Source organism: Amycolatopsis kentuckyensis, assembly GCF_002155975.1.
In the GTDB taxonomy this organism is placed as follows: Bacteria; Actinomycetota; Actinomycetes; order Mycobacteriales; family Pseudonocardiaceae; genus Amycolatopsis; species Amycolatopsis kentuckyensis.
The window spans coordinates 1-11,474 of record NZ_MUMI01000208.1 but is presented as its reverse complement, the minus strand read 5'-3'; the positions used below and the strand labels follow the sequence as shown (position 1 = coordinate 11,474).

Sequence of the window (11,474 nt, the reverse complement as noted above, 5' to 3'; positions counted from 1 at the left end):
ACACCGACCACCCCGACAACGCCGACGACCGCGCCGACGACGCCGACCACGGACCCGACGACTCCCACGACCGAGCCCACGACGCCGACCACGGAACCGACGACCCCGACGCCCGAGCCCACGACACCGACCACCCAGCCGACGACCCCGACCACCACGCCGACGAACCCGCCGGGCGGCATCGAGGTCAAGTACTCCGTGCAGGGCAAGTCGGTCCTCAAGCAGCTGCACGCCACGCTGCCCCTCGGCCCGGGCACGCTGGACGCCAAGCTCGACGCGGCCTCCGGCAAGTTCGGGGCCCAGCTCGCGCTGCCGAAGTCGGACGTCGACTTCCGCGTCCTCGGCTTCATCCCGGCGTCCGCGACGGTCAAGCTGAACCAGGTCGGCGCGATCACCGGCACCCTCACCGCCGGCGCGGTCAAGGCGAACGCCCAGATCGACGTCCAGCTCACCAAGGTCCGCGTGTTCGGCTTCCCGATCCTGTCGTCGAAGTCGTGCCACACGGTCAAGCCCGCGGACGTGCCGCTCGTCTCGGCGCCCGGCTTCGACCCGCTCAAGGGCGGCAAGCTGACGGCGACCTACGGCATCCCGCAGTTCACCGGCTGCGGCTTCCTGACCGGGCTGATCACCGGCATCACCTCCGGCCCCGGCAACAAGCTGGACGTCACCCTCACCAAGAAGTGAACTCGATGACCCTGACCCGATTTTCGCTGCCGCTCGTGCTGGCAGCGGCCGCGATCTCGCTCGGCGCCGCGGAAGCGGCGCCGGGCGAGCCCGTGCCGTCGCAGCAAGCGGCCGCCACGCAGATCCCCTTCGGCTTCACCCTCGGGGACGCGCAGCAGCCGACCACGAGCCACGTGGCCAAACTCGGGTCCGACATCGCGTTCCCGCCGGGCACCTTCGACGGCTTCCTGGGCGGCCTGACCAGCACCGTGCCGATCACCGGCAAGCTGACCATCCCGCCCACCAACGGTTACTTCGTCGCCTTCCGGTTCATGGCCACCACCGGCCGCGTCGAAATCGTCCCGGACGGCGACGCCTCCGGCACGGCCACCGTGCACACGGGCAAGGACAAGGACTGCAAGGCCACGCAAACCAACATCTGCGCCGACACGGACGTGACCGCCAAGGTCTTCATCAAGCTCTCGGACGTGCGGGTGGACGGCAAGCCCCTCGACGTCGGGCCCGGCTGCCGGACCGCGCAGCCCGCGGCGGTGAACATCAAGGCACTGGTGCCGATTTCGCTGCCCGCCCCGCCGGTGAAGGTGACGTCGGTGTTCACCACCCCGTCCTTCGCCGGGTGCGTCGGGCACGAGGACGTCAGCCGGCTGCTCACCGGCCTGGTTTCCGGACCGGGCAACACGTTCGTCTCGAACCTCACGCTGCGCTGCTTCAGCACCGGGTGCAAGCAGCCATGACGACCTTCCTCAGCGAGGCGCCGCAGAAGGCCGCGAACGGCCTGCGCGAGTTCGGCCGGATGTGCGCGATGGGCCTCGACGTCCTGCTCGCCATGCTCCGCCGCCCGTACCAGGTGCGGGAGTTCGTCCAGCAGTTCTGGTTCATCGCCAGCGTGTCCATCACCCCGGCCATCCTGGTCTCCATCCCGTTCGGCGCGGTCATCTCGCTGCAGCTCGGCTCGCTCACCAGCCAGATCGGCGCCCAGCAGTTCAACGGCGCGGCGAGCGTCCTGGCCGTCGTGCAGCAGGCCAGCCCGATCGTGACGACGCTGATCATCGCCGGTGCGGGCGGCAGCGCCATCTGCGCCGACCTCGGCGCCCGCAGCATCCGCGAGGAGATCGCCGCGATGGAGGTGCTCGGCGTCTCGCCGATCCACCGGCTGGTCGTGCCGCGCGTGCAGGCCGCGGTCGGGGTGTCCGTGCTGCTGAACGGCCTGGTCAGCGTGGTCGGCGTGCTCGGCGGCTACTTCTTCAACGTGATCGTCCAGGGCGGCACGCCCGGCGCCTACCTGGCCAGCTTCAACGCCCTCGCGCAGCTGCCCGACCTGGTCGTCAGCTCGATCAAAGCCGTCATCTTCGGCTACCTGGCCGGGGTGGTCGCGGCCTACCGCGGCCTGAACCCGAAGGGCGGCCCCAAGGGCGTCGGCGACGTCGTCAACCAGTCCGTCGTCATCACGTTCCTGCTGCTGTTCTTCGTCAACACCGTGCTCACCGCGCTGTACCTGCAGCTCGTCCCGGCGAAGGGAACCTGAGTGGCCATCCTCGGCAAACCCGGAGACCGGCTGTTCGACCTCGGCGACCAGCTGCTCTTCTACGTCCGCGCGCTCGCGGCCGTCCCGCTCGCCGTCACCCGCTACTTCCGCGAAGTCGTGCGGCTGCTGGCCGAAGTGACGTTCGGCAGCGGCGCCCTCGCGGTGATCGGCGGCACCATCGGCGTGATGGTCGGGCTGTGCGTGTTCACCGGCGTCACCGTGGGCCTGCAGGGTTTCAGCGCGCTGAACCAGATCAACATCTCGGCGATGACCGGTTTCCTGACCGCCTACTTCAACACGCGCGAGATCGCGCCGCTCGTCGCCGGGCTCGCGCTTTCGTCCACTGTGGGCAGTGGATTCACCGCGCAGCTGGGCGCGATGCGGATTTCCGAAGAGATCGACGCCCTCGAAGTGATGGCCGTGCGGAGCATGCCGTACCTGGTCACCACCCGGATCGTCGCCGGGTTCATCGCCATCATCCCGCTGTACGTCATCGGCCTGCTGATCTCCTACCTCGGCTCGCGGCTCACCACGGTCGTCTTCTTCGGCCAGTCCGGCGGCACCTACGACCACTACTTCACGCTGTTCCTGCCACCCGGCGACGTCCTGTGGTCGTTCGGCAAGGTCCTGGTCTTCAGCGTCGGCGTGATCCTGACGCACTGCTTCTACGGCTACCGCGCCAGCGGCGGCCCGGCCGGGGTCGGCGTCGCGGTCGGCCGGGCCGTGCGGACGTCGATCGTGCTGATCAGCGTGCTCGACCTGTTCCTGTCCCTGGCCATCTGGGGCGCGACGACCACGGTGAAGGTGTCCGGATGAGCCGGTTCCGCACGCAGCTCGCCGGGGTCGCCTTCCTCGGCGTGCTGGTCCTGCTGGGCTGGCTCGCGGTGGCCATCTACGACAAGGACTTCGACGACGCCGAGCTGGTGACGCTGCGGGCGGACCGCGTCGGCAACCAGCTCGCGCCGACCGCGGAGGTCAAGGTCAAGGGCGTCCCGTTCGGCGAGGTCCGGGCGGTGCGCAGCACCCGCGCGGGCGCCGAGATCGACCTCGCCCTCGACCCGGCGAAGATCGGCCTGCTGCCGGGGAACGTGTCCGCGCGGCTGCTGCCGAAGACGGTGTTCGGCGAGCGGTACGTCAACCTCGTGCTGCCGGACAGTCCACAAGGGAAACTGCAGGCCGGCGACGTGATCACCCAGGACCGCTCGACCAACGCCATCGAGCTGGAACGCGTGCTCGGCGACCTGCTGCCGCTGCTGCGCGCGGTCCAGCCGCAGAAGCTCAACAGCTCGCTCGGCGCGATCTCGCAGGCCCTCGACAACCGCGGCAAGCCACTCGGGGACAGTTTCGTGCAGCTCAAGGACCTCCTCGCGCAGCTGAACCCGCTGATGCCGCAGTTCAAGGCCGACGTCACCGGGCTGGCCGACGCGGCCGACGTCTACACGGGAGCCGCGCCGGACATCCTGCAGGCGCTGAGCGACCTGTCGACGACCGCGAAGACCATCGTGGACACCCGCGCGGACCTCGACAACCTCTACGCGAGCGTCACCAGCGCCACCGGGCACCTCGACGAGTTCCTGCGGAAGAACAAGGACAACCTCATCGGCGTCTCGGCGGCGAGCCGGCCGGCACTGGAGCTGCTGTCGCGCTACTCACCGGAGTTCCCGTGCCTGTTCGACGCGGTCAACCGGCTCAAGCCGCTGATGGAGAAGGCCCTCGGCAAGGGCACGAACGAACCGGGCCTGCACGTGACGCTCACCGTCCAGGACCCGCGCGAGAAGTACGTCCCCGGCCGGGACACCCCGCGGTTCGACGCCACCGGCGGGCCGAAGTGCTACGGCGGCGGGGCGGCGGCCGCGGGACCGGGCGACGGCGACCTCGGCCCGGCGAACTCGCCCGGCGAGCGGCAGCTGGTTGCGGAAATGCTGCGGCCGACGCTGGGTGACGTGCCGGACTGGAGCAGTGTCCTCATCGGACCCGCGCTGCGGGGGACGGAGGTGACCGTCCGATGAGGAGCATCGCCGGACCGGCCGTCAAGGGCCTGGTCTTCTTCCTGGTCACCGCGGCCGCGACCGCCGTACTCGCGATCACGATCGCCAACTCGAACGTGGGCGCGACGATCGGGTACACGGCCCGCTTCACCGACGCGACCTCGGTCAACCGCGGTGACGAGGTGCGGATGGCCGGGGTCCGGATCGGCCAGGTCGACTCCGTGCGGGTCGTCGAACACCGCCTCGCCGACGTCGAGTTTTCGGTCGGCCGCACGCACCGGCTCACCGCGTCGGCCTCGGTCACCATCCGCTACCGCAACCTGGTCGGCCAGCGGTACCTCTCGGTCGACCCCGGCGCCACCGACACGTCACCGACGCTGGCCGAAGGCGCGCGGATCCCGCTGGACCGGACCAAGCCGGCGCTCGACCTCACCGCGCTGTTCAACGGCTTCAAGCCGCTCTTCCAGGCGCTGTCGCCCAACGACGTCAACCAGCTGTCGTTCGAGATCATCCAGGTCCTGCAGGGGGAGGGCAGCACGATCGACAGCCTGCTGCGGCACACGGCGTCGCTGACGTCCACGCTGGCCGGGAAGGACGCCCTGATCGGCCAGGTGATCGGCAACCTCAACACCGTGCTCGACACGCTGAACGCCCAGGGCGACCAGTTCGACACGCTCGTCGACACGACCGCTCAGCTGGTCACCGGCCTCGCCGCGGACGCCAAGCCGATCGGGCAGGCCATCGGCGGCCTCGGCGAACTGACCACGGCGACCGCCGGGCTTCTCGAGCAAGGGCGTCAGCCGCTCAAGGACAGCATCACCGCCCTCGGCGACCTGTCGAAGAACCTGGCCGACAACACGCCGGTGTTCCAGCAGTTCATCGACAACCTGCCGAAGAAGCTCGACCGGATCGGCACGCTCTTCTCCTACGGCTCGTGGGCGAACTTCTACCTGTGCGCCGTGGAAACGGACGCCAAACCGGCGCCGGGCGGCCCGCCGCCGGGGATCCCCGTCACGGCTGCGAGGTGCCGGTGAAACCCTTCCGCAGCCGCAACCCGATCGCCGTCGGCGCGGCGACCGCGCTGGTCATGGCGCTGATCGGCACGGCGACGTTCTTCTCCGACGACCTGCCGGTCATCGGCGGCGGCACCACGTACCGGGCCGAGTTCCACGAGGCCGCCGGGCTGAAGCCGAACGACGAGGTCCGCGTCGCCGGGGTGAAGGTCGGCGAGGTCACCGACGTGCGGCTGGCCGGCGACCACGTCGAGGTGCTGTTCCGGGTCCGCGACACCTGGGTCGGCAACCGGACCACGGCGGCGATCAAGATCAAGACGCTGCTCGGCCAGAAGAACCTGGTGCTCGACCCGGTCGGCAACGCCGAACTGAACCCTGACCAGCCGATCCCGGCCGAACGCACCAGCTCGCCCTACGACGTCACCGCGGTCTTCAACGACCTCGCCAGCACGGTCGGCGCCATCGACACCGACCAGCTCGCGCAGGCGTTCCGCGTGCTGTCCGACACGCTCGGCGCGTCCGCTCCCGCCGACGTCAAGACGGCGTTCAACGGCATCGCCGCCCTGTCGCAAACGCTGGCTTCCCGCGACGAGGAACTGGTCAAGCTGTTCCAGAACACCAACCAGGTCTCGAAGACACTCGGCCAACGGTCCGACCAGATCCAGGCGCTGATCCGCGACGGCAACACGCTGCTCACCGAGCTGAACGCCCGCAAGGACGCCATCGCGAAGCTGTTCACCGGCATCAAGAACCTCTCGATCCAGCTGCGCGGGCTGGTCGCGGAGAACCAGAAGACGCTCGGACCGGCGCTCGACCAGCTCGACCGCGTGGCGACCGTGCTGCAGCGCAACCAGGGGAAGCTGGAGGACAGCCTGCGCCTGGCCGGGCCGTTCTACCGGCTGCTCGGCAACGCCGTCGGCAACGGCCGGTGGATCGACACCTACATCTGCGGGCTGATCCCCACCGGCAGCACGCCGGGCAGCTGCCAGCCGCCGAAGAACGGGGGACGCTGATGGCCCACCAACTCACCGACCTGGGCGCGCAGGCGCGACGACGGTCCCGGCTGCGGGCCCTCACGCTCGGCGTCGTGCTCGCCCTCGTGGTTTCGGCCGCCTGGCCGGTGGTGACCGCGCCGGGGGAGCGGACGCTGACCGCGTACTTCACCGCCGCCGTCGGTATTTATCCGAACTCGGACGTCCGCGTCCTCGGCGTCGCCATCGGTTCCGTGTCCAAAGTGGAACCGAATGGAACCGACGTCAAGGTGACCATGACGCTGCGGCCCGGCGTGGCGCTGCCCGCGGACGCCGGGGCCGTCGTCATCACGCCGAGCCTGGTCGCCGACCGGTACGTCCAGCTGACGCCCGTCTACCGCGGCGGGCCGCAGCTGGCCGACGGCGCGTCGATCCCGCGGGAGCGCACCGCGACCCCGGTCGAGGTCGACGATCTGCTGCACAGCCTCAACCAGCTGATGTCCGCGCTCGGGCCGCAGGGCGCCAACAAGGACGGCGCGGTGAGCGAAGTCCTGACCCGGTCGGCGGACTACCTGAACGGCACCGGGCAGACCATCGGCACGGCGATCAAGAACCTCGGCGAGTTCGCGCGTGCCGCGAGCGACTCCAAGGACGACCTGTTCGGATCGGTCGACAACATCAGCAAGTTCACGGCGATGCTCGCGGCCAACGACGGCCAGGTCAAACAGGCCATCTCGCAGATCGCCTCGCTGAGCGAAGTGCTGGCCGACCAGCGCGACCAGTTCTCCGGCGCGCTGACCGAGCTGACCCAGGCGCTGAGCGTGGTGCAGGGGTTCATCAAGGACAACCGCGGCAAAGTCCAGTCCGATGTGGACAAACTGGCCGACGTCACGAAGGTGCTCGTGACCCAGAAGGACTCCCTCGCCGAGGCCCTCCAGGCGGCCCCGAACGCCCTGACGAACCTCCTGGGCGCCTACGACCAGGCGAACGGGACCATCGATGGCCGCGGCAACCTCCTCGAGTTCGCGGAGCCGAAATGAAGTCACTGGTCAAGCTCGCCGCGGTGATGACCCTGGCGCTGGTCACCACCGGCTGCGGCAGCGGGGTGAGCGTCTACGACATCCCGCTGCCGGGCGGCGCCGCGCTCGGCGACCACCCGATCCACGTGACCGCGGGGTTCACGAACGTCCTGGACCTGGTGCCGCAGTCCGGGGTCAAGGTCAACGACGTCCCGGTCGGGCAGGTCGTCAAGGTCGAGCTCGCGCCGGACGGGCACAGCGCGGTCGTCGAACTGCTGCTCAACGGTGATGTCGACCTGCCGGGCAACGCCGTCGCCCGGCTGCGGCAGGCGAGCATCCTCGGCGAGAAGTTCGTCGAACTGGCCCCGCCGGACGACGCGACGCCGTCCGGCCGGCTCCTCGACGGCGCGACCATCCCGTTGGACCGGTCGACGTTGACGCCCGAGATCGAAGAGGTCTTCGGCGCGCTGTCGCTGCTGCTCAACGGTGGTGGCGTGGCGCAGGTCCAGAACATCAGCCACGAGCTGAACGACGCGCTCGGCGGCAAGGAGACCGCGGCGCGCTCGCTGCTGTCCGATCTGGACACCTTCGTGAAAGGGCTTGACGAGCACCGGAACGAGATCACCCGGGCCATCGAGAGCGTCAACAAGCTGGCGGCCACCCTGAACGCGCACACCGACCGGATCACGACCACGCTGAACGGCCTCACACCCGGCATCGGCGTGCTCAACCAGCAGCGGGAAGCACTGGTCGGCATGCTCAAGTCCCTGGACGGGCTGACCTCGGTCGCCGTCGACACGGTCAACCGCAGCAAGGACGACCTGGTCGCCGACCTGCGCGCCCTCGAACCGCTGCTGCGGCGGCTGGCCGACTCCGGCGACAAGCTGCCCAAGGCGATGGAGATGATCTTCACCTTCCCGTTCCCGGACGCCGCCCTCGACACCATCCGCGGCGACTACCTCAACGGCTTCCTCAAGGCAGGCCACTGATGCTGACCCGGTTCGTGCGCGTGCAGGTGACGATCTTCGTCGTCATCGCCGTCCTCGGCGTCGCCTACGTCGGAGCCACCTACGCGGGCCTCGACAAGGTGTTCTTCGACCGCGGCTACACCGTGACCGCGCAGTTCCCGACCGGCGGCGGCATCTTCACGAACGCCGAGGTCACCTACCGCGGGGTGCCGATCGGCCGCGTCGGCGAGCTGCGGCTCACCCCGGCCGGCATGGAGGCCGACCTCGAGATCGACTCCGGCACCGCGCCCGTCCCGGCCGACACCGAAGCCGTCGTCGCGGACCGCTCGGCCGTCGGCGAGCAGTACGTCGACCTGCGGCCGCGCACCGACGGCGGGCCGAAGCTGCACGACGGCTCGGTGCTCACCCAGGCCGACACGAAGATCCCGCTGCCGGTCGACGTCGTCTTGTCGACAGTGGACTCGTTCGCCAACTCGGTGCCCAAGCCCGCGTTGCGGACGGTCGTCGACGAGCTGTACAACGCGACCTCCGACGCCGGCCCGGCGCTGGACCAGCTGGTCGGCCGCGGCATCGAGTTCGTGCAGGCGGCGAGCGCGCACGTCGCGCCGCTGACCCGGTTCGTCACCGACGCGCACACGGTGCTCGACACCCAGGTGCAGCAGGCCGGCGCGATCCGCGAGTTCGGCGCCAACGCGAAACTGCTGGCCTCGACGCTGAAGTCGTCCGACGGCGACCTGCGCACGCTGATCCCGGCGGTGCCCGCGGCCGCGAACGAGGTCAGCGCGCTGATCCGCGACGCCGGGCCGAACCTGGGCGTGCTGCTGGCGAACCTGCTGACCACCGCGGACGTCCTCGAAGCGCGTCAGGACGGGCTCCGCCAGCTGCTGATCACCGCGCCGCAGGCGGTCGCCGCGGCCGGCACGATCGTGCGGCCGGACGGCGTCCACATCGGACTTTCGCTGACCTTCTTCGATCCACCGCCGTGCACCACCGGGTACACGACGCCGTACCGCAACGGCCTCGACACGTCGGTCCGCCCGCTGAACACGGCCGCGCGCTGTGCACTGCCGAAGGGCGACCCGACGAACGTGCGGGGCTCGCAGAACGCACCGGGAGGACGGCCGTGAGGATTCTTGCGTGGCCGGCCGCGGTCTTGGCGACCGTCGCGGCCGGGTGGTCGGGGTTCACCTGGTGGCAGGCGGCGCACGACGACGGCGTCGCGCGCGCGGTCGTCCGGGAGGAGGCCCTGCAGGCGGGCCGGACGGCCGTCGCCGGACTGACCACTTTGGACTACCGGCAGGCTGAACCCGGGTACCAGCACTGGCTGGACCTTTCCGGCGGCGCGCTGCACGACGAACTGGCCGCCGACCGGCCGGGCAGCCTCGACCGGATCGGCCAAGCGAAGACCGTCACCACCGGCAAGGTGACCGACGCGGCGGTGACCGAAGTGGACACCGGGGCGGGGACGGCGAAGCTGATCGCCTCGGTCGAACTGGTCGTGGCGCCCGACGGCGGAGACGCCGTGACCAAGCGCAACCGGTTCCAGGCCGACCTGACCCGCGGGCCGGGCGGCTGGCGCGTCACCGGTCTCGGCCAGGTACCTGTGGGGGAGACACCATGACGGTTCCGACGAAGAAACGAGTCGTGAAGGTCGCCGGACGGCACCACGAGCCGGAACCGGCGCCTCCGGATCCGGTCGCCGGGCCACGGCGGCGGGGGTGGCTGGTGCCCGCGGTGGTGGCCGTGGTCATGGCGGGCCTCGCGGTGTGGTTCACCCTCGAAGCGCGGGGCACTCAGGCGGTGGTCGCGCACAACAGCGCGCTGTCCGATGTCTCGGGCACCGCCGAAGCCGCGAAGCAGGTCAGCGCCGCCCTCGGCACGGTCTTCTCCTACCGCTACGACGATCCGGCCAAGAGCGAACAGGCGGCGAAGGACGTTCTGACCGGGCCCGCGCTCGCGCAGTACGAACAGCTCTTCGGCCAGGTCCGGAAGCTGGCCGCCGAGCAGAAGCTCGTGGTCACGTCGACCGCCGTCACGTCCGGGGTGAAGCTCCTGGACGGCGACCGTGCGGCCCTGCTGGTGTTCCTCGACCAGACCGGCACGAGAGGCGACGGGCAGCGCAGCACCGGCGCCGCCCAGCTGAGCGTCACGGCCGAGCGCGTCGCCGGGAAGTGGCGCGTCACCGGGATGTCCGCCGCCTGAGAATGCACGAGGACCCCATGACCCTCTCCGAGCTGCTGGCCGGCCGCGCCGCGGTGGCGGGCGAAATGCCGGCCTTGACCTGGCCCGGCGTCACCTTGACCTGGGCCGAGCTGGACCGGCGCGTCACCGCGGTCGCCGCGGCCCTGCGCCGGGTCACCGAGCCGCGGCAACGGGCGGCGATCCTCATCGCGCCGTCACCCGATTACGTCGTCGCGTTCCTCGGCGTGCTGCGGGCCGGGCTGGTCGCGATCCCCGCCGGGCCGGAGCGCCGGGCGGGTGTCCTCGCCGACGCCGAGCCGTCGATCGTGCTGGCGACCGCGGCCACCGTGCCCGCGATCCGGCGGTTCCTGGCCACTTTGGACACCTGCGGGCACCGGGTGCTCGCCGTGGACGCCGTCCCGGACGCGTCCGGCTTCACCTCGTACCCGGCGGTGCCTGAAGACGTCGCCTACCTGCAGTACCCGGGCGGGATCATGGTCACGCACGCGAACGTGCTGGCCAATGCCCGGCAGGCGGCTCAGGTGCTGGGCGAATCCGCTGTGGCGACCCGGCTGCCGCCGAGCGACCCGCTGGGGTTGCTGCTCGGGGTGGCCGTCCCGATCGTCACGGGCCGGCCGGCGGTGATCGGCGACGACGTGGCCGAGGCTCTGCCGGCGTGTTACGTCGTGGCCGAAGCGACCGCGCTGGTCGCTTGTGGACGGCCGGCCGGGCAGCGGGTCGCGATCGTCGGCCGCGACGGACGGCGGGTGCCCGCGGGCGAGGTCGGCGAGATCTGGGTGAGCGGGCCGAACGTCGCCCGCGGTTACTGGAAGCGGCCGGAGGAGTCCGCGCGGGTCTTCTGCGCTCTCCTGCTCGAGGACGACGAACCGCGGTGGTGGCTGCGGACCGGTGACCAGGGCTTCCTGGACGCCTCCGGCGAGCTGTGCGTCACCGGCCGGAACTTCGTCGCCGGGTACCGCCCGGAGGACCTCGAAGCGACGGCCGAGCAGGCGCACCCGGCGATCCGGCCGCGCGCGGCGTCGGCGTTCGCCGTGCGCGGGGACCAGGCCGTGGTGGTGCTCGAGCTGGCCGACGGCGTCGTCCCGCCGCGCGGCGAGGTCGAGC

At 70.7% G+C, this 11,474-nt stretch carries 14 protein-coding genes; 13 read left to right on the top strand and 1 reads right to left on the bottom strand.

Features of this window, described 5'->3' with window-relative positions; all coding sequences use genetic code 11:
* Window positions 1-191 (bottom strand): hypothetical protein (locus tag CCN39_RS51095; protein ID WP_208630283.1); only part of this gene is annotated, 191 nt, incomplete at its 3' end.
* 7 nt (window positions 192-198) lie between these two features.
* Here CCN39_RS51095 and CCN39_RS20805 point away from each other — a divergent pair.
* The 13 genes from CCN39_RS20805 to CCN39_RS20745 form a co-directional block, all read left to right on the top strand.
* Entirely contained in the window at window positions 199-684 is a 486-nt protein-coding gene (locus tag CCN39_RS20805) for a hypothetical protein (protein ID WP_143264097.1), read from the top strand.
* A 5-nt stretch (window positions 685-689) separates the two neighbouring features.
* On the top strand, window positions 690-1,418 hold the full coding sequence (locus CCN39_RS20800; protein ID WP_208630282.1) for a hypothetical protein: 729 nt from the start codon (window positions 690-692) through the stop codon (window positions 1,416-1,418).
* The gene (locus tag CCN39_RS20795) at window positions 1,415-2,209 is read left to right on the top strand and encodes an MlaE family ABC transporter permease (protein ID WP_086844418.1); all 795 of its coding nucleotides are present in this window, start codon (window positions 1,415-1,417) and stop codon (window positions 2,207-2,209) included. Before CCN39_RS20800 ends, CCN39_RS20795 begins: the two co-directional genes overlap by 4 nt.
* Window positions 2,210-3,025, top strand: coding sequence for an MlaE family ABC transporter permease (locus tag CCN39_RS20790; RefSeq protein ID WP_013229372.1), 816 nt, complete (start codon window positions 2,210-2,212; stop codon window positions 3,023-3,025).
* Entirely contained in the window at window positions 3,022-4,218 is a 1,197-nt protein-coding gene (locus tag CCN39_RS20785) for an MCE family protein (protein WP_086844416.1), read from the top strand. The genes CCN39_RS20790 and CCN39_RS20785 overlap by 4 nt, the downstream gene beginning before the upstream one ends.
* Window positions 4,215-5,231 (top strand): MCE family protein, encoded by a 1,017-nt coding sequence (locus CCN39_RS20780; RefSeq protein ID WP_086844414.1) that lies wholly within the window; start codon window positions 4,215-4,217, stop codon window positions 5,229-5,231. The genes CCN39_RS20785 and CCN39_RS20780 overlap by 4 nt, the downstream gene beginning before the upstream one ends.
* Window positions 5,228-6,223 carry an MCE family protein gene (locus CCN39_RS20775; protein ID WP_086844424.1) on the top strand — a complete coding sequence of 332 codons (996 nt, stop codon included), beginning with the start codon at window positions 5,228-5,230 and terminating at the stop codon, window positions 6,221-6,223. The genes CCN39_RS20780 and CCN39_RS20775 overlap by 4 nt, the downstream gene beginning before the upstream one ends.
* Window positions 6,223-7,221: an MCE family protein gene (locus tag CCN39_RS20770; RefSeq protein ID WP_086844413.1), complete on the top strand. Its 999-nt coding sequence runs from the start codon at window positions 6,223-6,225 to the stop codon at window positions 7,219-7,221. Before CCN39_RS20775 ends, CCN39_RS20770 begins: the two co-directional genes overlap by 1 nt.
* Window positions 7,218-8,189 carry an MCE family protein gene (locus CCN39_RS20765; protein ID WP_086844412.1) on the top strand — a complete coding sequence of 324 codons (972 nt, stop codon included), beginning with the start codon at window positions 7,218-7,220 and terminating at the stop codon, window positions 8,187-8,189. The genes CCN39_RS20770 and CCN39_RS20765 overlap by 4 nt, the downstream gene beginning before the upstream one ends.
* Window positions 8,189-9,295, top strand: a complete 1,107-nt coding sequence (locus tag CCN39_RS20760; RefSeq protein ID WP_086844410.1) for an MlaD family protein — start codon at window positions 8,189-8,191, stop codon at window positions 9,293-9,295. The genes CCN39_RS20765 and CCN39_RS20760 overlap by 1 nt, the downstream gene beginning before the upstream one ends.
* On the top strand, window positions 9,292-9,789 hold the full coding sequence (locus tag CCN39_RS20755; RefSeq protein ID WP_086844408.1) for an Rv1363c family protein: 498 nt from the start codon (window positions 9,292-9,294) through the stop codon (window positions 9,787-9,789). The genes CCN39_RS20760 and CCN39_RS20755 overlap by 4 nt, the downstream gene beginning before the upstream one ends.
* A complete protein-coding gene (locus CCN39_RS20750) occupies window positions 9,786-10,370 on the top strand; it encodes a hypothetical protein (RefSeq protein ID WP_086844406.1) in 585 nt (194 codons plus the stop codon). The genes CCN39_RS20755 and CCN39_RS20750 overlap by 4 nt, the downstream gene beginning before the upstream one ends.
* Before the next feature lie 17 nt (window positions 10,371-10,387).
* Window positions 10,388-11,474: AMP-binding protein (locus CCN39_RS20745; protein WP_158104533.1), on the top strand; the 1,087-nt coding region annotated here is incomplete at its 3' end.